The 19764-nt window shown below is 64.5% G+C and carries 19 protein-coding genes; 18 read left to right on the top strand and 1 reads right to left on the bottom strand.

Features of this window, described 5'->3' with window-relative positions; all coding sequences use genetic code 11:
* The first annotated feature begins 2 nt into the window (after positions 1-2).
* The 17 genes from nuoE (at position 3) to mtnK (ending at position 16840) form a co-directional block, all read left to right on the top strand.
* Positions 3-614: an NADH-quinone oxidoreductase subunit NuoE gene (gene nuoE, locus AXW67_RS31900; protein WP_063681115.1), complete on the top strand. Its 612-nt coding sequence runs from the start codon at positions 3-5 to the stop codon at positions 612-614.
* On the top strand, positions 614-820 hold the full coding sequence (locus AXW67_RS31895) for a hypothetical protein (protein ID WP_027550620.1): 207 nt from the start codon (positions 614-616) through the stop codon (positions 818-820). The genes nuoE and AXW67_RS31895 overlap by 1 nt, the downstream gene beginning before the upstream one ends.
* Positions 821-835: 15 nt before the next feature.
* Positions 836-2161, top strand: coding sequence for an NADH-quinone oxidoreductase subunit NuoF (gene nuoF / locus AXW67_RS31890; RefSeq protein ID WP_063681114.1), 1326 nt, complete (start codon positions 836-838; stop codon positions 2159-2161).
* A gap of 5 nt (positions 2162-2166) precedes the next feature.
* A complete protein-coding gene (nuoG, locus tag AXW67_RS31885) occupies positions 2167-4242 on the top strand; it encodes an NADH-quinone oxidoreductase subunit NuoG (protein ID WP_063681113.1) in 2076 nt (691 codons plus the stop codon).
* Between the two features lie 10 nt (positions 4243-4252).
* Complete coding sequence (gene nuoH / locus AXW67_RS31880; RefSeq protein WP_145928006.1) at positions 4253-5320, top strand: NADH-quinone oxidoreductase subunit NuoH; 1068 nt, start codon at positions 4253-4255, stop codon at positions 5318-5320.
* An 8-nt stretch (positions 5321-5328) separates the two neighbouring features.
* Entirely contained in the window at positions 5329-5823 is a 495-nt protein-coding gene (nuoI, locus tag AXW67_RS31875) for an NADH-quinone oxidoreductase subunit NuoI (protein ID WP_157283556.1), read from the top strand.
* A 9-nt stretch (positions 5824-5832) separates the two neighbouring features.
* Positions 5833-6471: an NADH-quinone oxidoreductase subunit J gene (locus tag AXW67_RS31870; protein ID WP_027550625.1), complete on the top strand. Its 639-nt coding sequence runs from the start codon at positions 5833-5835 to the stop codon at positions 6469-6471.
* The gene (gene nuoK / locus AXW67_RS31865; RefSeq protein WP_008547737.1) at positions 6468-6776 is read left to right on the top strand and encodes an NADH-quinone oxidoreductase subunit NuoK; all 309 of its coding nucleotides are present in this window, start codon (positions 6468-6470) and stop codon (positions 6774-6776) included. Before AXW67_RS31870 ends, nuoK begins: the two co-directional genes overlap by 4 nt.
* Before the next feature lie 8 nt (positions 6777-6784).
* The gene (gene nuoL, locus AXW67_RS31860; RefSeq protein ID WP_063681112.1) at positions 6785-8860 is read left to right on the top strand and encodes an NADH-quinone oxidoreductase subunit L; all 2076 of its coding nucleotides are present in this window, start codon (positions 6785-6787) and stop codon (positions 8858-8860) included.
* A complete protein-coding gene (locus AXW67_RS31855; RefSeq protein WP_063681111.1) occupies positions 8861-10366 on the top strand; it encodes an NADH-quinone oxidoreductase subunit M in 1506 nt (501 codons plus the stop codon).
* A 22-nt stretch (positions 10367-10388) separates the two neighbouring features.
* Positions 10389-11825: an NADH-quinone oxidoreductase subunit NuoN gene (gene nuoN, locus AXW67_RS31850; RefSeq protein WP_027550628.1), complete on the top strand. Its 1437-nt coding sequence runs from the start codon at positions 10389-10391 to the stop codon at positions 11823-11825.
* Position 11826: 1 nt separating this feature from the next.
* The gene (locus AXW67_RS31845; protein ID WP_063681110.1) at positions 11827-12633 is read left to right on the top strand and encodes a biotin--[acetyl-CoA-carboxylase] ligase; all 807 of its coding nucleotides are present in this window, start codon (positions 11827-11829) and stop codon (positions 12631-12633) included.
* A complete protein-coding gene (locus AXW67_RS31840) occupies positions 12633-14303 on the top strand; it encodes a ribonuclease J (protein WP_027550630.1) in 1671 nt (556 codons plus the stop codon). Before AXW67_RS31845 ends, AXW67_RS31840 begins: the two co-directional genes overlap by 1 nt.
* 66 nt (positions 14304-14369) lie before the next feature.
* Complete coding sequence (gene mce / locus AXW67_RS31835; protein ID WP_063681109.1) at positions 14370-14774, top strand: methylmalonyl-CoA epimerase; 405 nt, start codon at positions 14370-14372, stop codon at positions 14772-14774.
* A 9-nt stretch (positions 14775-14783) separates the two neighbouring features.
* The gene (locus AXW67_RS31830) at positions 14784-15059 is read left to right on the top strand and encodes a DUF1467 family protein (protein ID WP_063681108.1); all 276 of its coding nucleotides are present in this window, start codon (positions 14784-14786) and stop codon (positions 15057-15059) included.
* A 25-nt stretch (positions 15060-15084) separates the two neighbouring features.
* On the top strand, positions 15085-15432 hold the full coding sequence (locus AXW67_RS31825) for a hypothetical protein (RefSeq protein ID WP_027550633.1): 348 nt from the start codon (positions 15085-15087) through the stop codon (positions 15430-15432).
* Between the two features lie 118 nt (positions 15433-15550).
* On the top strand, positions 15551-16840 hold the full coding sequence (gene mtnK / locus AXW67_RS31820; RefSeq protein WP_063681107.1) for an S-methyl-5-thioribose kinase: 1290 nt from the start codon (positions 15551-15553) through the stop codon (positions 16838-16840).
* Positions 16841-16967: 127 nt separating this feature from the next.
* Here the strand turns inward: mtnK and AXW67_RS31815 are convergent, their stop codons facing one another.
* Entirely contained in the window at positions 16968-17852 is an 885-nt protein-coding gene (locus AXW67_RS31815; protein ID WP_063681106.1) for a hypothetical protein, read from the bottom strand.
* Positions 17853-18116: 264 nt separating this feature from the next.
* Here AXW67_RS31815 and AXW67_RS31810 point away from each other — a divergent pair, with 264 nt between their 5' ends.
* Positions 18117-19706, top strand: a complete 1590-nt coding sequence (locus AXW67_RS31810; protein ID WP_145928005.1) for an ABC transporter substrate-binding protein — start codon at positions 18117-18119, stop codon at positions 19704-19706.
* Positions 19707-19764: the final 58 nt, after the last annotated feature.

Raw genomic sequence — 19764 nt, 5'->3', positions numbered from 1 at the left:
AGATGTCTGTCCGCCGATTAGCGCCCAAGGAAGTCCAGCCCGCGAGCTTTGCGTTCACGGAGGAGAACCTCGCGTTCGCCAAGCAGCAGATCGCGAAATATCCGGCCGGACGCCAGGCCTCCGCCGTGATCGCCATCCTCTGGCGCGCGCAGGAGCAGAGCGAGGGCTGGGTGTCGGAAGCCGCGATCCGCGTCATCGCCGACATGCTCGACATGCCCTATATCCGCGTTCTGGAAGTTGCGACCTTCTACACGATGTTCCAGCTCGCCCCCGTCGGCAAGAAGGCCCACGTCCAGGTCTGCGGCACCACGCCGTGCCGGCTGCGCGGCGCGGAAGATCTCATCCATGTCTGCGAGAGCCGCATTCATCACGAGCCCTTCCATCTCTCCAAGGACGGCAATTTCAGCTGGGAAGAGGTGGAGTGCTTAGGCGCCTGCGTGAACGCGCCGATGGTGCTGATCGGGAAGGACACCTATGAGGACCTGACCAAGGACAGCTTCGGCAAGGTGCTCGACGGCTTCGCCTCGGGCAATCCGCCCAAGCCCGGCCCGCAGAACGGCCGCCAGTTCTCCGCGCCCATCACCGGGCCGACCACGCTGAAGGAGACCACCTGATGCGTGATCTCTCGAAGCCGGCAAGGGGAGGGAGCGAGGCCGTGAAGAAATGGGGCTTCATCGCCATGCACGCCGCCGTTGCGGCCGCTTTCATGTTCCTGCTCCAGCGCTTTGCGTTGAGCGCGACGCTGGAATCCAGTCTGCTCTGGGCGTTGACCTTCGCCGTCTGCGCCGCCGGGCTTGCCTACAAGCAGGCCAACCGTTGATCGGAAAGCACTGAAATGCTCGAGGACAAGGACCGCATCTTCAAGAACCTCTACGGCCTCCATGACTGGGGGCTCGAGGGCGCGCGGCGCCGCGGCGCCTGGGATGGCACCAAGGCCATCATCGACAAGGGCCGCGATTGGATCATCAATGAGATGAAGGCCTCCGGCCTGCGCGGCCGCGGCGGGGCGGGCTTCCCGACCGGCCTGAAATGGTCGTTCATGCCGAAGGAATCGACCGACGGCCGGCCGAGCTATCTCGTCGTCAACGCCGACGAGTCCGAGCCCGGCACCTGCAAGGATCGCGAGATCATGCGGCACGATCCGCATCTCCTGATCGAGGGCTGCCTGATCGCGAGCTTCGCGATGAATGCGCACACTTGCTACATCTATGTCCGCGGCGAGTTCATCCGCGAGCGCGAGCACCTCCAGGCTGCGATCGACCAGGCCTATGAGGCCAAGCTGATCGGCAAGGACAACGTCAACGGCTGGCCGTTCGACCTCTACGTCGCGCACGGCGCCGGCGCCTATATCTGCGGCGAGGAGACCGCGCTGCTCGAAAGCCTCGAGGGCAAGAAGGGCCAGCCGCGGCTGAAGCCGCCGTTCCCGGCCAACGTCGGCCTGTTCGGCTGCCCGACCACCGTCAACAACGTCGAGTCGATCGCGGTTGCGCCCGACATCCTGCGTCGCGGCGCGGCCTGGTTCGCCGGCATCGGCCGTCCGAACAATGTCGGCACCAAGCTGTTCTGCATCTCCGGCCATGTCGAGCGGCCCTGCAACGTCGAAGAGGCCATGGGCATTCCGTTCCGTGAGCTGATCGACAAGCACTGCGGCGGCATCCGCGGCGGCTGGGACAATCTGAAGGCCGTGATCCCCGGCGGCTCCTCGGTGCGGATGGTGCCGGCGGAGCAGATCATCGACACGCCGATGGATTTCGACTCTCTGAGCAAGCTGCGCTCGGGCCTCGGCACCGCGGCCGTGATCGTAATGGACAAGTCGACCGACCTGATCCGCGCGATTGCCCGCATCTCCTATTTCTACAAGCACGAGAGCTGCGGCCAGTGCACACCGTGCCGCGAGGGCACGGGGTGGATGTGGCGCGTCCTGACCCGCATGGCCGAGGGCCGCGCCCACAAGCGCGAGATCGACATGCTGCTGGAAGTCACCAAGCAGGTCGAAGGCCACACCATCTGCGCGCTCGGCGACGCAGCCGCCTGGCCGATCCAGGGCCTGATCGCGCACTTCCGTCATGAGATCGAAGCGCGCATCGACCAATATTCGCACAAGGCCGACATCGACGATGCCGGCGTCCGCGATCCCGTGAACATGGTCGCGGCGGAGTAGGAAGAATGACCAAGCTCATCATCGACGGCAAAGAGATCGATGTCCCGCCGGAGTACACGCTGCTCCAGGCGTGCGAGGCCGCCGGCGCCGAGATTCCGCGCTTCTGCTATCACGAGCGGTTGTCGATCGCCGGCAATTGCCGGATGTGCCTCGTCGAGGTGAAGGGCGGCCCGAAGCCGGTCGCAAGCTGCGCCTGGGGTGTGCGCGACTGCCGCCCGGGTCCCAAGGGCGAGCCGCCGGAGATCTCCACGCGTTCGCCGATGGTGAAGAAGGCACGCGAAGGCGTGATGGAGTTCCTGCTGATCAACCATCCGCTGGACTGCCCGATCTGCGACCAGGGCGGCGAGTGCGACCTCCAGGACCAGGCGATGGGCTACGGTGTCGACACCAGCCGCTTCGCCGAGAACAAGCGCGCGGTCGAGGACAAGTATCTCGGCGCGCTGGTCAAGACCTCGATGAACCGCTGCATCCAGTGCACGCGCTGCGTCCGCTTCTCGGCGGAAGTCGCCGGCGCCCCGGAGATGGGCGCGACGGGCCGCGGCGAGGACATGGAGATCACGACTTATCTCGAGCATGCGCTGACCTCGGAATTGCAGGGCAATCTCGTCGACATCTGCCCGGTCGGCGCGCTGACCTCGAAGCCGTATGCCTTCGCGGCGCGGCCCTGGGAGCTCGGCAAGACCCAGTCGATCGACGTGATGGACGGCATCGGCTCGGCGATCCGCGTCGACACCCGCGGCCGCGAGGTGATGCGCGTGCTGCCGCGCATCAACGAGGCCGTGAACGAGGAGTGGATCTCGGACAAGACGCGTCACGTCGTCGACGGCCTGCGCACCCAGCGCCTCGACCGGCCCTATATCCGTGAAGCCGGCAAGCTGCGCGCGGCGAGCTGGTCGGAAGCTTTTGCCGCGATCGCGGCCAAGGCGGCCCGTACCGATGGCAAGCGCATAGGCGCCATCGCGGGCGATCTCGCCGGCGTCGAGGAAATGTTCGCGCTGAAGGACCTGCTCGCCAAATTCGGCTCGGGCAATCTCGCGGTGCAGGGTGGCGACGCCTTCGATCCCGCGCTCGGCCGTGCCTCCTATATCTTCAATCCGACGCTTGCGGGCGTCGAGCAGGCCGATGCGCTGCTGATCATCGGCGCCAATCCGCGTAAAGAGGCGGCCGTGTTCAACGCCCGCATCCGCAAGCGCTGGCGTGCCGGCGGCTTCAAGATCGGCGTGATCGGCGCCAAGGCCGACCTGACCTACGATTACGACCATCTCGGCGCGGGGACCGAAACGCTGGGCGAGCTCGCGGCCGGCAAGCACTCCTTCATGGACGTGCTGAAGAACGCCAAGCACCCGATCATCCTGGTTGGCGCGGGCGCGACTGGGCGTCACGATGGCGCGGCGATTCTTGCCGCCGCCGCCAAGCTGGCGCTCGACGTCGGCGCGCTGAAGGATGGCTGGAACGGCTTCGGCGTGCTGCATGAGAGCGCCTCGCGCGTCGGCGCGCTCGACATCGGCTTTGCCGCGACCGGCGGCGGGCTGAACGCGGCGCAGATGACGACGTTCGGCACGCTGGACGTGTTGTTCCTGCTTGGCGCCGACGAGATCAAGGCGCCGGACGGTACCTTCGTCGTCTATATCGGCACCCACGGCGACCGCGGCGCGCATCGCGCCGACGTGATCCTGCCGGCGGCGGCCTATACCGAGAAGTCCGCGATCTACGTCAACACGGAAGGCCGCGTGCAGATGACCGGCCGCGCCGCGTTCCCGCCGGGCGAGGCCCGCGAGGACTGGGCGGTCGTTCGTGCGCTGTCGGAGGCGCTGGGCAAGAAGCTCGGCTACGACTCGCTGGCGGCGCTGCGCCAGGCGATCTTCAAGGCGGTGCCGCATCTGATCCGTCTCGACCAGATCGAGACAGGCTCGGCCGACCAGATCAAGAAGCTCGCAGGCAAGGGCGGCACGCCGGAGAAGGCGCCGTTCAAGCCTCTCGTCGAGGACTTCTACCTGACCAACCCAATCGCGCGTGCGTCCGCCGTGATGGCGGAGTGCTCGCGGCTTGCCTCCGGGCAGATGCTGACCGCAGCGGAGTGAGCGTGATCTGATGGAATTCTTCGAAAGCGCATTCTGGACCGGGTTCCTCTGGCCGTTGATCATCATGGTCGCGGAGAGCGTGTTGGTGCTCGTCGTGCTCTTGGTCGCGATCGCCTATATCCTGCTCGCCGACCGCAAGATCTGGGCGGCGGTGCAGATCCGGCGCGGTCCCAACGTCGTCGGGCCCTGGGGCCTGTTCCAGTCCTTCGCCGACCTCCTGAAGTTCGTGCTGAAGGAGCCGATCATTCCGGCCGGCGCCAACAAGGGCGTGTTCCTGCTCGCCCCGCTGGTCTCCTGCGTGCTCGCGCTCGCCGCTTGGGCGGTGATCCCGACCAATCTCGGCTGGGTGATCTCCGACATCAATGTTGGCGTCCTCTTCATCTTCGCGATCTCGTCGCTGTCGATCTACGGCATCATCATGGCCGGCTGGTCGTCGAACTCGAAGTATCCGTTCCTGGCCGCGCTGCGTTCGGCGGCGCAGATGGTGTCCTACGAGGTCTCGATCGGCTTCGTCATCATCACGGTGCTGCTCTGCGCCGGCACGCTGAACCTGTCGGCCGTCGTGGAAGCGCAGCATGCGCGGGGTCTCGCCAGCCTGATCGGCCTGCCGCAGCTCACCATCCTGAACTGGTATGTGTGGCCGCTGTTCCCGATGTTCGTGGTGTTCTACGTCTCGGCGCTGGCGGAAACCAACCGTCCGCCGTTCGACCTCGTCGAAGCCGAGTCCGAGCTCGTGGCCGGCTTCATGGTCGAATACGGCTCGACGCCGTACCTCTTGTTCATGCTCGGCGAGTATGTCGCCATCGTCACCATGTGCGCGCTGGCGACCATCCTGTTCCTGGGAGGCTGGCTGCCGCCGGTCGACCTGCCGCCCTTCAACTGGGTGCCGGGGATCATTTGGTTCTCGCTGAAACTGTTCTTCATGTTCTTCCTGTTCGCGATGGCGAAGGCGATCGTGCCGCGCTACCGCTACGACCAACTGATGCGTCTCGGCTGGAAGGTGTTCCTGCCGCTGTCGCTCGTGATGGTGGTCGTGGTGGCCGGCGTGCTGCATTTCGCCGGCATCGCGCCGAAGTGAGGGCCGTCATGGGTATCAACGTCAACGCCACTGCACGCTCGCTTCTGCTGTCGGAATTCGTCTCGGCGTTCTTCCTCGCCATGCGCTACTTCTTCCAGCCGAAGCCGACGCTGAACTATCCCTTCGAGAAGGGGCCGATCTCGCCGCGGTTCCGCGGCGAGCACGCGCTGCGCCGTTATCCCAACGGCGAAGAGCGCTGCATCGCCTGCAAGCTGTGCGAGGCCGTGTGCCCCGCGCAGGCCATCACCATCGAGGCCGGCCCGCGCCGCAACGACGGCACCCGCCGCACCGTGCGCTACGACATCGACATGGTGAAGTGCATCTATTGCGGCCTCTGCCAGGAGGCCTGCCCGGTCGACGCCATCGTCGAGGGCCCGAACTTCGAGTTCGCGACCGAGACCCGCGAGGAGCTCTACTATGACAAGGCCAAGCTGCTCGCCAATGGCGACCGCTGGGAACGCGAGATCGCCAAGGCGATCGAGCTCGACGCGCCGTACCGGTGAGGTGAGGGCATGATCCTTCCCGCGCTGTTCTTTTATCTGTTCGCCGGCATCTGCGTCGCCTCGGCGGTGATGGTGGTTGTCTCGCGCAATCCCGTGCACTCCGTGCTGTTCCTGATCCTGGCCTTCGTCAACGCCTCCGGCCTGTTCGTGCTGATGGGCGCCGAGTTCCTGGCGATGATGCTGATCGTCGTCTATGTCGGCGCGGTCGCGGTGCTGTTCCTGTTCGTGATCATGATGATCGACGTCGACTTCACCGAGCTGAGCGAGGGCTTCATCGAGTACCTGCCGGTTGGCCTCGTGATCGGCGGCATCTTCCTGTTCGAGCTGCTGCTCACCGTCGGCTTCTGGGTCATCAACCCCGGCGTTGCCAAGACGATCACGGCAGCGATCCCGACCAATGTCAGCAACACCGAGGCGCTCGGCCTCGTGCTCTATACGAAGTACATCCATTACTTCCAGCTCGCCGGCATGGTGCTGCTGGTCGCGATGATCGGCGCCATCGTGCTGACGCTGCGGCACAAGGCGTACATCAAGCGGCAGGACATCAACGTTCAGAACGCGCGCACGCCCGAGATGGCGATGGCGCTGCGCAAGGTGGCGTCGGGGCAGGGGCTGTCCGATACCGATGCGGCGGAGTGGGTGAAATGACGATCGGGCTCGGACACTATCTCGCGGTCGGCGCGATCCTGTTCACGCTCGGGATCCTCGGCATCTTCCTGAACCGCAAGAACATCATCGTCATCCTGATGTCGATCGAGCTGATCCTGCTCTCGGTCAACATCAACCTGGTGGCGTTCTCGACCTTCCTCGGCGACATCGTCGGCCAGGTCTTCGCGCTTCTGGTGCTGACGGTCGCGGCTGCGGAAGCAGCGATCGGTCTCGCCATCCTGGTGGTCTATTTCCGCAACCGCGGCTCGATCGCGGTTGAGGACGTCAATCTGATGAAGGGCTGAGCTCAGTCATGGTTCAGGCAATCGTTTTTCTGCCGTTGCTGGGCGCCATTCTCGCCGGCCTGATCTCGCTGGTCGGCGCGCATGCCCGCAACCCCTCGGGCGACACGGTCGAGCATCACGGCGATGATCACGGTCATGGCGACGTCCATGCGTCGGCGGCCCATGACGACCATGCGCACGACGATCACGGGCATGACGACCACCACGTCTCCGAGCCGGCCGCGGCGGGCTCGCGCGCGGCCGAGCTGATCACGACGGGGCTTCTGTTCGTGTCGGCGGCGCTGTCCTGGTTCACGCTGGTCGACGTCGGCTTCATGCACCATGACGCCCGCATCCAGCTGCTGCCGTGGATCTTCTCCGGCGACCTCCAGGTCTACTGGTCGCTCCGGGTCGACACGCTCACGGCCGTGATGCTGGTCGTGGTCAACACCGTGTCCTCGCTCGTGCACCTCTATTCCATCGGCTACATGGACGAGGACCCGTACCGGCCGCGCTTCTTCGGCTATCTGTCGCTGTTCACCTTCGCCATGCTGATGCTGGTGACGGCCGACAACCTCGTGCAGCTGTTCTTCGGCTGGGAGGGCGTGGGTCTGGCGAGCTACCTCCTGATCGGTTTCTGGTACCAGAAGCCGTCGGCGAATGCGGCCGCGATCAAGGCCTTCGTGGTCAACCGCGTCGGCGATTTCGGCTTCGCGCTCGGCATCTTCGCGATCTTCGCACTCGTCGGCTCGACCGATTTCGAGACGATCTTCCATGCCGCGCCGGGCCTCACCGGCAAGACCATCAACTTCCTCGGCTGGCACGCCGACGCACTGACGCTGACCTGCCTGTTGCTGTTCATGGGCGCGATGGGCAAATCGGCGCAGTTCCTGCTGCACACCTGGTTGCCGGACGCGATGGAAGGCCCGACCCCGGTCTCGGCGCTGATCCATGCCGCGACCATGGTCACCGCGGGCGTGTTCATGGTGGCGCGCCTGTCGCCGCTGTTCGAGCTCGCGCCGAACGCGCAGGCCGTCGTGATGTTCTTCGGCGCGACCACCGCGTTCTTCGCCGCGACCGTCGGCCTCGTCCAGAATGACATCAAGCGCATCGTCGCCTACTCGACCTGTTCCCAGCTCGGCTACATGTTCGTGGCGATGGGGGCGGGGGCCTATTCGGTCGGCATGTTCCACTTGTTCACGCACGCCTTCTTCAAGGCGCTGCTGTTCTTGGGCTCCGGCTCGGTGATCTATGCGATGCACCACGAGCAGGACATCCGCAACATGGGCGGCCTCTGGAAGAAGATCCCCTACACCTACGCGGTGATGGTGGTCGGCACCCTGGCGCTGACCGGCTTCCCGCTCACCGCCGGCTACTTCTCCAAGGACGCGATCATCGAGTCCGCCTATGCCTCGCACAATCCGTTCGCGGTGTACGGCTTCCTGATGACGGTCGTGGCCGCCGGCCTGACCTCGTTCTACTCCTGGCGCCTGGTGTTCAAGACCTTCCACGGCGAGCCGCATGACGAGCAACACTACGAGGCTGCGCATGAGAGCCCGATCTGGATGCTGATCCCGATCGGCGTGCTCGCAGTCGGCTCGATCGTCGCCGGCTTCCCGTTCAAGGAGCTGTTCGCCGGCCACGGCATCGAGGAGTTCTTCCGCGAGTCCGTGAAGATGAACCCGCACATCATCGAGGAGATGCACCACATCCCCGAGACCATCGCCTTCCTGCCGACGGTGATGATGGTGCTGGGCTTCCTGGTGTCGTACCTGTTCTACATCCGCCGGCCGTATCTGCCGGTCGAGCTCGCGAACACGCAGCCGATGCTCTACCAGTTCCTGCTCAACAAATGGTACTTCGACGAGCTCTACGAGGTCATCTTCGTCCGTCCGGCGAAGTGGATCGGCTATCAGCTCTGGAAGAAGGGCGACGGCTTCATCATCGACGGCCTCGGTCCCGATGGCGTCTCGGCGCGCGTGCTGGATATCACCCGCAACGTCGTGAAGATCCAGACCGGCTATCTCTATCACTACGCATTCGCCATGCTGATCGGCGTCGCCGGCCTGATCACCTGGTTCATGTTCGGCTTTGGAGGCCAGTAAATGACAACCTGGCCCATCCTTTCCGTCACCACCTTCCTGCCGCTGGTCGGCGCGCTGATCGTCTATCTCAGCCGCGGCGATGACGAGGCGGCGCAGCGCAACTCGCGCTGGATCGCGCTCTGGACCACGCTGATCACCTTTGCGGTGTCACTGATCCTGGTGGCGCGCTTCGATTCCTCGACCGCCGACTTCCAGTTCGTCGAGAAGGCGAACTGGCTCGCCACCGGCATCACCTACCACATGGGCGTGGACGGCATTTCGCTGCCCTTCGTGATCCTGACCACCGCCTTGATGCCGTTCTGCATCATCGCGAGCTGGAAGGTCACGAGCCGGGTCCGCGAATACATGATGGCGTTCCTGATCCTGGAAACGCTGATGGTCGGCACCTTCTCGGCGATCGACCTCGTGCTGTTCTACCTGTTCTTCGAGGGTGGCCTGATTCCGATGTTCCTGATCATCGGCGTCTGGGGCGGCCCGCGCCGGGTCTACGCCTCCTTCAAGTTCTTCCTCTACACGCTGCTCGGCTCGGTCTTGATGCTGCTCGCCATCATGGCGCTGTACTGGAACGGCAACACCACCGACATCCCGACGCTGATGCACACGGCCGTGCCGCGGTCTTTGCAGACCTGGGCCTGGCTCGCCTTCTTCGCTTCCTTCGCGGTGAAGATGCCGATGTGGCCGGTGCACACCTGGCTGCCCGACGCGCACGTCGAGGCGCCGACCGCGGGCTCGGTGATCCTGGCGGCGATCCTCCTGAAGATGGGTGGCTACGGCTTCCTGCGCTTCTCGCTGCCGATGTTCCCGCTCGCCTCGCACGACTTTGCGCCGCTGATCTTCACGCTCTCGACCATCGCCATCATCTACACCTCGCTGGTGGCGATGATGCAGGAGGACATGAAGAAGCTGATCGCGTACTCCTCGGTCGCGCATATGGGATTCGTCACCATGGGCATCTTCGCCGGCACCATGCAGGGTGTCGCCGGCGGCGTGTTCCAGATGATCTCGCACGGCATCGTCTCCGGCGCGCTGTTCCTCTGCGTCGGCATCGTCTACGACCGCATGCATACCCGCGAGATCGCGGCCTATGGCGGCCTCGTCAACCGGATGCCGCTCTACGCCATGACCTTCATGATCTTCACCATGGCCAATGTCGGTCTGCCCGGCACGAGCGGCTTCGTCGGCGAGTTCATGACGTTGCTCGGCACCTTCAAGACCTCGATCCCGACCGCGTTCTTCGCCTCGACGGGCGTCATCCTGTCGGCCTGCTATGCGCTCTGGCTCTATCGCAAGGTCGTGTTCGGCGCGCTGGTGAAGCCGTCGCTGATGACCATCAAGGACCTCACCTTCCGGGAGTGCGTGACGCTGTTCCCGCTGATCGCGCTGACGATCCTGTTCGGCGTCTATCCGAAGCCGGTGCTCGACATGTCGGCCGCCTCGGTCCAGCAACTCGTCAACAATTACAACACCGCGGTGACGGCCGTGAAGGCCGCCGCACTGCTCCAGTGAGCGGGCAGGTCAGGATATCGCCATGAGCTTTGAGACTGCAGGATATCAACTGGCGCCGGTCGTGCCCGAGCTCGTGCTCGCGGTCGGCAGCATGGCGCTCCTGATGCTGGGCGCCTATCGCGGGCAGGGGACGACCAGGGCGGTCACCTCGCTCGCGGTTTTGCTCCTGATCGTCGTCGGCGTGCTCGAATACCTGCAGCCGGCCGGCAAGCAGGTGACCTTCGGCGGCAGCTTCATCGTCGACGATTTCGCGCGCTTCATGAAGATCCTGGCGCTGATCGGCTCGGCCGTGACGCTGCTTCTGTCGACGGAGTTCCTCTCCGACCCGTCGCGCCGCATCTTCGAATATTCGATCCTGGTGCTGCTCTCGACCCTCGGCATGATGGTGCTGATCTCGGCGGGCGACCTGATCATGCTCTATCTGGGCCTCGAGCTGATGTCGCTCGCGCTCTATGTCGTTGCGGCCTCCAACCGGGACAATGCCAAGTCGAACGAGGCGGGCCTGAAGTATTTCGTGCTGGGTGCGCTGTCCTCGGGCATGCTGCTGTACGGCGCCTCGCTGATCTACGGCTTCACCGGCACGGTCAGCTTCGCCGGCATCGCGGCCGCTGCGACGACCGCGAATGTCGGTCTCGTGTTCGGCCTCGTCTTCCTGCTTGCCGGCCTCTGCTTCAAGATCTCGGCGGTGCCGTTCCACATGTGGACGCCCGACGTCTATGAGGGCGCGCCGACGCCGGTAACGGCCTTCTTCGCTTCTGCGCCGAAGGTTGCGGCACTTGCCGTCTTCACCCGCGCGACGCTGACTGCGTTCCCCGGCATCGTGCCGCAGTGGCAGCAGATCCTGGTGTTCGTCTCGATCGCCTCGATGGCGCTCGGCTCCTTCGCCGCGATCGGCCAGACCAACATCAAGCGCCTGATGGCCTATTCCTCGATCGGCCATATGGGTTTTGCCCTGGTCGGCCTCGCCTCCGGCACGGTCGAGGGCGCGCAGGGCGTGCTGATGTACATCGTGATATATGTGGCGATGACGCTCGGCTCGTTCTCCGTCATCCTCGCCATGAAGCGCAACGGCCAGGCGGTCGAGCAGATCAGCGATTTCGCCGGCCTGTCGCGGACCAACCCGCTGCTCGCCTTCCTGTTCGCGATGTTGCTGTTCTCGCTCGCCGGCATCCCGCCGCTCGCCGGCTTCTTCGCCAAGTGGTACGTGTTCGTCGCCGCGATCAAGGCCAACCTGTTCACGCTCGCGGTCATCGGCGTGCTGACCAGCGTGGTGGGCGCCTACTACTATCTCGCCATCGTCAAGACGATGTATTTCGACGAGCCGGCCGGTCAGGTCGACCCGGTGCGCGTCGAGGTGCGGACGGTTCTGGCGGTCGCCGGCCTCTTCAACATCCTGTTTGCGCTGTTCGCGGGCCCGGTGGTGAGCGTGGCCTCCGCAGCGGCAAAGTCGCTGTTCTAGGATGGGGTTCGCGCTCGGTCCTCGCGCATCGTCCGCGGGCCACCGGCTCGCAGCCTTCGATCAGATCGGCTCGACCAATACCGAGGCGATTGAACGCGCCCGGGCCGGCGAGCGCGGCCCGATCTGGTTCGTGACGACAGAGCAGACCGCCGGCCGTGGCCGGCGCCAGCGCGCCTGGATCGCGCCGCGGGGCAATCTGGCGGCCAGCATCCTCGAAGTCATGGACGTCGCGCCTTCTGTTGCCGCAACGATCGGCTTCGCGGCTGGGCTGGCCGAGGAGGCCGCCCTGGAGAAGGTCAGCCTGGAGGCGGCACTGCGCCTTGGTCCGGACCGGCCCCGCTACGTCCTGAAATGGCCGAACGACGTCTTGGCCGGTGGCAAGAAGCTGGTCGGCATCGGGCTCGAGGCCGAGGCCGTCGGCGACCGCCTCGCCGTGGTCGCTGGCATCGGCACCAACGTCGTCGCAGCGCCTGAGGGCACGCCGACACCAGCGGTGTCGCTGGCCGCACTCGGCATTCAAATCAGCGCGGAAGAATTGTTCGCGGCGCTGTCGGACGCCTGGGTGGAGTTCCGCGGCATCTGGGACAATGGCCGCGGCTTTGCCGAGATCCGCCGCCTCTGGCTGGAGCGCGCCGCCGGCCTCGGCGAGAAGGTCGCGATCCATACGGGAACGATGACGCTCGAAGGCATTTTTGACACGATCGACGACACCGGCTGCCTGATCGTCCGCACCGCGGAGGGGCGGCGCGTGCCCGTGGCCGCGGGCGAGGTGTTCTTCGGCGCGGCCGCCTCCGTGGGAGCTGCGTGATGGCGAGGCCCGACGAACTGGTCTTTGCGCCGCTCGGTGGCGTCGGCGAGATCGGCATGAACCTGTCGATCTACGGCCTCGGCAACCGCCACCAGCGCGCCTGGCTCGCGGTCGATCTCGGCGTGTCCTTTGGCGACGAGGAGCATCTGCCGGGCATCGACCTGATCATGCCCGACATCAGTTTCCTGGAGAAGGAACGCAAGAACCTGATGGGGCTGGTGCTCACCCACGCTCATGAGGACCATTTCGGCGCCATCATCGATCTCTGGCCGAAGCTGCAATGCCCGATCTACGCGACGCAGTTCAGTGCGGCGCTGTTCGAGGCCAAATGCGCGGCCGAGCGCAACCAGCCGAAGATTCCGGTGACCGTGGTGCCATCCGGCGGCCGCATCGATGTCGGCCCGTTCAACGTCGAGTTCATCCCGGTCGCGCATTCGATTCCGGAAGCGCACGCGCTGGCGATCCACACCGAGGCCGGCACGGTGCTGCACACCGGCGACTGGAAGATCGACCCGACCCCGACCCTTGGGAGTCCGACCGATGAAAAGCGGCTGCGCGAACTGGGCGAGGAGGGCGTGCTTGCCCTGATCGGCGATTCCACCAACGCCGTGCGCGACGGCCGCTCGCCCTCGGAAGCCGAGGTCGCCAAGACCATCATCGAGCTGGTCAAGGCCGCCAAGGGCCGGGTCGCCGTGACGACATTCGCCTCCAACGTCGCGCGCATCAAGGCCGTGGCCGATGCTGCGAAGGCCGCCGACCGCGAGGTCGTCGTGGTCGGGCGCGCCATGGAGCGGGTGGTGCAGGTCGCGCGCGAGACCGGCTATCTCGACGGCGTGCAGAATTTCCGCTCGCCGGAGGTCTACGGCCATCTTCCGCAGGACAAGGTGCTGGCGCTGTGCACCGGCAGCCAGGGCGAGCCGCGCGCGGCGCTGGCCCGCATCGCCAATGACGACCATCCCGAGATCACGCTCAACCGCGGCGACAGTGTGATCTTCTCCTCGCGCACCATTCCCGGCAACGAAAAGGCCGTCGGCTCGATCATCAACAATCTGGTGCTCCAGGGCGTCGAAATCATCACCGACCGTGACCATCTGGTTCATGTTTCCGGCCATCCGCGCCGCGACGAATTGCGCGACATGATCGCCTGGACCAAGCCGCAGCTGTTGATCCCCGTCCATGGCGAGGCCCTGCACCTGCACGAGCACGCCAAGCTTGCGCGCGCCGCCGGCGTGCCGCGCGTCCTGGTCTGCCGCAACGGCGATCTGGTGAAGCTCGGTCCCGGCGATCCCGGCATCGTCGGCGAGGTGCCGTCGGGCCGGCTCTACAAGGACGGCACGATCCTCGAAGACTCCAAGTCGCGCGCCGTGGTCGAGCGGCGCCGGATGGCGTTTTCCGGCTGTGCCTTCGTGGCCATCGCCATGACCGAGCAGGGCGAGCTCGCCGACGATCCCGAGGTTGATCTCGTCGGCATCCCCGAGAAGAATAAGGCGGGCGAGGCCTTCGACGAGCTCGTCTTCGACGCCGTGGTCTCCACCATCGAAGGCCTGCCCAAGCCGCGCCGCCGAGATCCCGACGCGCTGGGCGAGTCGGTCCGACGCGCGGTGCGGGCGGTGATCAACGAACATTGGGGCAAAAAGCCCCCCTGTCTGGTACATGTGCTGACAGTCTAATTTAAGCGTGATCTTTTCGGAAAACCGTTTCACACTTTTCCGGATCATGCGCGAAGGGAGAGAACCATGCTGGGCCGGCTCAACCATGTCGCGATCGCGACCAAGGATGCCGTCAAGGCCGCCAAGATCTACGGCGCCGCGTTCGGGGCGCAGATCTCGGAAGCCGTCGCGCTGCCCGAGCATGGCGTCACCACCGTGTTCGTGACCCTGCCGAACACCAAGATCGAGTTCATCGAGCCCTATGGCGAGGGCTCGCCGATCGCAAAATTCCTCGAGCGCAATGCCGACGGCGGCATCCACCACGTCTGCTACGAGGTGGTCGACATCATCGTCTCGCGCGATGCGCTGGTGAAGGAGGGCGCGCGGGTGCTCGGCGACGGCGTGCCGAAAATCGGCGCGCATGGCAAGCCGGTGCTGTTCCTGCACCCCAAGGACTTTTCCGGCGCGCTCGTCGAGATCGAGCAGGCATAAGGCCACCCCATGGCCTACCAGATCTCAACCGCGCTCGCGATCTACTTCGTCATCTGGTGGATCGCGCTGTTTTTGACGCTGCCGTTCGGCGTGCGCAGCCAGCACGAGGACGGCGTCGGAGCGCCCGGCACCGATCCCGGCGCGCCGATCCTGACCGGCATGCGGAGCAAGCTGATCTGGACCACGATCATCTCGGCGATCATCTTTGCGCTCGGCATGGCGGCCTACCACGCCGGATATTTGTCGATCGAACGTTTGTCGAAATTGATGGGAATGCCGTTCTAGAGTTTGTTCGTTGTTGGGGGGACAAATGACTTTTCAAAGGATCGTCATTGCGCTTCTGGTGCTGATCGTCGCGGGTCTCGGTGCCATCGGCTATGTCGAGTGGAAGATCGCCGTGCAGGCCCGGACCCTCAAGGCGTTCGTCGAAGGCTACGTCTTCAACGAGGCGGTCATGGCCTGCGAGCAGGCCAAGAGCTCGACGCCGTTCAAATGGAACGGCGGCAAAAGCACCTCGGTCATCGGGCTGAACTCGGTCAAAACAGACAAATACAACGTCAGCGCCAGCTACACGCTGGTGGCGGACAGCGTCTATTGCGACTACGATCCGATCAAAAGAAAGGCCGAGATCGGCTCGAGCTTCCTGGAGCGGGAGTAACGATCCGGCCATGACGGGCATGATCCGGAAAAGCGCGAAGCGGTTTTCCGAAAAGATCATGCTCAAACAACAACCTAAAGCGCGATCTCATCGCGCTTTAGGATGGGATGGGATCGTCATGACGCAGGGGCGGGCAGGGGGCTATCGGATTCTGCATGAGGCGGCCTTGCGGGATTATCTCGCAGGCCTGCCGGACCTCGCGGCGGCCCTCGGCGGGCAGCCCGCCGCCTGGTCGATCACCGAGGTCGGCGACGGCAATCTCAACCTCGTCTTCATCGTGAAGGGCGCGCGCGGCGGCATCGCCGTGAAGCAGGCGCTGCCTTACGTTCGCCTCGTCGGCGAGAGCTGGCCGCTGCCGCTGTCGCGGGCCCATTACGAATATCTGGCGCTGTCGCGGCAGGCCGAGCTGGCGCCCGGCCTCGTGCCGGCGTTGCTGCATCACAACGAGGTGTTGGCGCTGACGGTGATGGAGCTGCTGCAGCCCCACATCATCATGCGCAAGGGGCTGATCGCGGCAACGCACTATCCGCGCTTCGTCGAGGACATCACCACCTTCATGGCGCGGACGCTGTTCTTCACGTCCGACCTCGCGCTCGCCGCCGCGGACAAGAAGGAGGCCATTGCGGCCTTCGCCGGCAATCATGCGCTGTGCAAGATCACCGAGGATTTGATCTTCACCGATCCCTATCGCGTCGCCGAGCAGAACCGCTGGACCGCGCCTTACCTCGATGCCCTGGCCGCGAGCCTCCGCGAGGACATGGAGCTGCATGTGGCCATCTCGCGGCTGAAGCTGAAGTTCATGGCGAGCCCTGAGGCGCTGCTCCATGGCGATCTTCATACCGGCTCGATCATGGTCACGGATAGCGAGACACGGGTGATCGATCCCGAATTCGCATTCTACGGCCCGATGGGGTTCGACGTCGGCGCCGTCATTGCCAATCTCCTGATGGCCTATTTCGCCTCCGCCGGCCATGAGCGCACGCCGGGCGAGCGGCGTTCCTTCGAGGTTTGGGTGCTCGAAACGGTCGAGAGAGTCTGGAGCGAGTTCGAACGAAAGTTCCTCGAACTCTGGCGGACTGAAGCCGCGGGCGATGCGTATCCGGCCACGCTCTTTGTCGGCGAGAAGGGCGCGGTGTGGCTTGAGGCCGAACGGCAGGCCTACATGCAGCGTCTCTTCGCCGATACCGTCGGCTTCGCTGCCGCAAAAATCATCCGCCGCATCTTCGGCCTCGCCCACAACATCGATTTCGAGCTGATCGAGGACCCGCAACGGCGGGCGATCAGCGAAGCCCGCGCCGTGCGGCTGGCACGTGCGATGATGGTGGAGACGGGGACGTTTCGGACGATCGCGGACGTCACCGGCGCCGCGCGAAAATTCCGGGACTGGCAGCCGGAATTGTCAGGCTGAAGACGTCGTGCGAGGCGTACCCGCACGCTCCGTCATTGCGAGCGCAGCGAAGCAATCCAGAATCTTGCCGCTGCGGCAGTCTGGATTGCTTCGCTGCGCTCGCAATGACGAGGGAGGGAGCGGAACGTCAATAGAGGCGCATCGAGAGCGGGGCGCCATCCGGACCGACCAGGAGACCCCAGGTCTCGTTGGCCGTGACCTCGAACTCCCGGTTCTGCGCCGCGCCGCCCTCGACCTTGAGCGTGATCTTGTACTTGCCCGGCGGCAGATCGATGTTCTGGCTGTCAGGCAATTCGCCTGCCGCGTCGTCGGAGTTCGCCAGCTTCTCGCCGGCGTGCGCCGCCAATCTAATGGTTCGCTCGTTGACGGTGATGTCAGCCGCTTCATCCGTCTTGTTGCCGAGCATCAGCCTCACTTGCCCCGGCTTCGGCCGGAGGCCGGCCGTTGCGACCGCTGGCCTGCGCAGCGAAAGATCCGCGATTGTCTTGCCGCCCTGACGGGTAAGCCGGAGCAGCCCCGCTCCATCGGTTGTCGTGAAGGCGATCACGGCCCGCTCCGGTCCGACCACCGCACCGTCATTCTCGGTCCAGCCGCGCTGTCCGAGTGCGGCGCGATAGAAGCCGAGCACGGCCTTAAGATCGATTGGTGTCTCGACGTGAGCCGACCTGATGAAGGGCGAATTCTTCGCTGTCATCAGGTCCCAGCCTGCTGGCAGCGGCAGACCGGCCTCTTCGGACATCTTGGCCTCGAACGTCCGGCTTGTTGCCCGTGCCAGAACCCCGACGGCATCGCAGAGCAGGCGCTCACCGAGATAGTCCGGGGCGCAACGGTCCCTGACCGCCCACCAGGTGTCGTCGACATACCCGTTTGACCGCGAGGTGTGGGACCAGCCGAATTGGATGGTGTCAGTCGAACTGTCCCGGGCCGGGTCCGGCGTGACGGGCATCGCCATCGCGGCCGTCGCGGCGACCAGGCTGCCGGCGAGCAAGGTACCTAGCGTTCGGCGGTCCATTTCTTTCGCGATCCTTGGAGCTCAGATAACGATCCTGAGCTTGGTCGCGTTGATCGGGAAAAATGTTCACTGGTCCCGGTCGCTCGATGACGCACCGCCTCAATCGGCGGCTTGCATCGTTGGGGGATGCAACCTGCCCCCCGAGGTCTCCGTCGAAGGGCCACCTCAGGAACCGCCCCGTCGCCATCAAAACGAAGCTTGCTTTCGACAGGCGACGAATGATCAAATCTCTTGTCGGATTGCACCTGCGTTGTTGGGGGACACATGATGTTCAGGATGATGGCGATCGTCGCGGGTTTGGGACTGGCGCTTGCCACCTCGGCGGAGGCCCAGACACCGCGCAAGGGCGGAACCATTCGCATGACCGCGCCCTATGGCTCGAGTTTCACCAGCCTGGACATTCACACCACACAGCGCGCCCAGGACGAGATCTACGCCAAGGCTTTGCACCGGTCGCTCTACATCTGGAATTCCGCCGAAGGCAAGCCGGTTCTGGAGCTTGCCAAGGAGGACGTGGTCTCGGGCGGAGGTCTCGTTCACACCTTCAAGCTGCGCGACGATGCCTATTTCCACAACGGCCGCAAGATGACGGCCGACGACATCATCTGGTCCTACAACCGCATCATGGACGGCACCAAGGCCTATCCCGGTGCGCGTTTTGTCCGTGTGATCGAGGGCGCGGCCGCGGTCGAGAAGGGCCAGGCCAAGGAAATATCCGGTTTGAAGAAGATCGACGACTTCACCCTCGAAATGAAGCTGACGGAGAAAATCGATCCGGGCTTCTACTTCTTCACCGCGCTGACCTCGATCTATCCTGCGGACGAGGCCGCCAAGGAAAGTTTTCTCCAGAAACCGATCGGTCTTGGGCCATTCAAGTTTGTCGAGCACGTGCCGGGATCGCGCATCGTTCTGGAGCGGTGGGACCGGTTCTACAAGCCCGGCAAGCCCTATGCCGACAAGCTCGTCGTGTCGGTCATGGGCGAGGCCGCTGCACGCGATGTCGCCTTCCGCAACAAGGAGATCGACACCTCGGTGCTCGGGCCCGCGCAGTATGTCGCCTATCAGGCCGACCCGGACCTCAAGGGCACCATCGTCGAAGTCGCCGAGGTCTTCACCCGTTACATGGGGATGAATCCCGCATTCAAGCCGTTCGCCGACAAGCGCGTCCGGCAGGCGATCAACTACGCGATCGATACCGACCTGATCATCAACAAGCTGGTCAAGGGCAAGGCCTATCGCGCTACAAGCTGGCTGCCGCTGACCTCGCCGCTCTACGACAAGACCATGAAGCCGTACCCCTACGATCCCGCCAAGGCCAAGCAGCTGCTCACTGAAGCGGGCTATCCCGCGGGCTTCGAGTTCGAATGGACCACCAGCCAGAATGAGAGCTGGGGCTTGCCGATCGTCGCGGCCGTCATCCCGATGCTGGACAAGGTCGGCATCAAGGCGAAGGTCAAGCAGGTCGAGACCGCGGTGCTGTCGGAGGTGATCCGCAGCGGCGATTATCAGGCCTTTATCTATTCCCAGCAGAGCGGCCCGGATCCCCAGGCGGCGCTGAAATGCTTCCACTCGTCGACGCCACAATCGGCCTGCAACTACATGAACTACAAGAATGCCGAGTTCGACAAGCTGATCGATGAGGCAGGGCAGGCCGACGACGCCGCAAAGCGCGGCCAGCTTCTGCAAAAGGCGAATGCCCTGCTCTATGAAGAGGCGCCGGTCTGGTTCTTCAACTACAACAAGGCGGTCATGGCGGTGCAGCCGTGGCTCAAGGGGATTCAGCTGAATGCGACGGAGCTGACCCATCAGAACGTCGAGGACCTATGGATCGACGAGACCTCGCCCGCGAAGTGACACGCATTCTCGTGCTCCCTTCATCGCAATAAGCGATGGGGGGAGGGAAGAAAGTGCC

Source organism: Bradyrhizobium neotropicale, assembly GCF_001641695.1.
Taxonomy (GTDB): Bacteria; Pseudomonadota; Alphaproteobacteria; order Rhizobiales; family Xanthobacteraceae; genus Bradyrhizobium; species Bradyrhizobium neotropicale.
The sequence above is the reverse complement of the archived record's forward strand: the minus strand, read 5'-3'. Positions and strand labels throughout refer to the sequence as shown.

Bases quoted from the DNA above. Each gene is read 5' to 3' on its own strand.
- AXW67_RS31825 (WP_027550633.1), top strand. From the start codon at position 15,085: ATGACTTTTCAAAGGATCGTCATTGCGCTTCTGGTGCTGATCGTCGCG.
- AXW67_RS31855 (WP_063681111.1), top strand. From the start codon at position 8,861: ATGACAACCTGGCCCATCCTTTCCGTCACCACCTTCCTGCCGCTGGTC.
- nuoH (WP_145928006.1), top strand. From the start codon at position 4,253: ATGGAATTCTTCGAAAGCGCATTCTGGACCGGGTTCCTCTGGCCGTTG.
- AXW67_RS31870 (WP_027550625.1), top strand. From the start codon at position 5,833: ATGATCCTTCCCGCGCTGTTCTTTTATCTGTTCGCCGGCATCTGCGTC.
- AXW67_RS31845 (WP_063681110.1), top strand. From the start codon at position 11,827: ATGGGGTTCGCGCTCGGTCCTCGCGCATCGTCCGCGGGCCACCGGCTC.
- nuoE (WP_063681115.1), top strand. From the start codon at position 3: ATGTCTGTCCGCCGATTAGCGCCCAAGGAAGTCCAGCCCGCGAGCTTT.
- mce (WP_063681109.1), top strand. From the start codon at position 14,370: ATGCTGGGCCGGCTCAACCATGTCGCGATCGCGACCAAGGATGCCGTC.
- AXW67_RS31815 (WP_063681106.1), bottom strand. From the start codon at position 17,852: ATGGACCGCCGAACGCTAGGTACCTTGCTCGCCGGCAGCCTGGTCGCC.
- AXW67_RS31840 (WP_027550630.1), top strand. From the start codon at position 12,633: ATGGCGAGGCCCGACGAACTGGTCTTTGCGCCGCTCGGTGGCGTCGGC.
- nuoG (WP_063681113.1), top strand. From the start codon at position 2,167: ATGACCAAGCTCATCATCGACGGCAAAGAGATCGATGTCCCGCCGGAG.
- nuoK (WP_008547737.1), top strand. From the start codon at position 6,468: ATGACGATCGGGCTCGGACACTATCTCGCGGTCGGCGCGATCCTGTTC.
- AXW67_RS31830 (WP_063681108.1), top strand. From the start codon at position 14,784: ATGGCCTACCAGATCTCAACCGCGCTCGCGATCTACTTCGTCATCTGG.
- AXW67_RS31810 (WP_145928005.1), top strand. From the start codon at position 18,117: ATGATGTTCAGGATGATGGCGATCGTCGCGGGTTTGGGACTGGCGCTT.
- AXW67_RS31895 (WP_027550620.1), top strand. From the start codon at position 614: ATGCGTGATCTCTCGAAGCCGGCAAGGGGAGGGAGCGAGGCCGTGAAG.
- nuoN (WP_027550628.1), top strand. From the start codon at position 10,389: ATGAGCTTTGAGACTGCAGGATATCAACTGGCGCCGGTCGTGCCCGAG.
- mtnK (WP_063681107.1), top strand. From the start codon at position 15,551: ATGACGCAGGGGCGGGCAGGGGGCTATCGGATTCTGCATGAGGCGGCC.
- nuoF (WP_063681114.1), top strand. From the start codon at position 836: ATGCTCGAGGACAAGGACCGCATCTTCAAGAACCTCTACGGCCTCCAT.
- nuoI (WP_157283556.1), top strand. From the start codon at position 5,329: ATGGGTATCAACGTCAACGCCACTGCACGCTCGCTTCTGCTGTCGGAA.
- nuoL (WP_063681112.1), top strand. From the start codon at position 6,785: ATGGTTCAGGCAATCGTTTTTCTGCCGTTGCTGGGCGCCATTCTCGCC.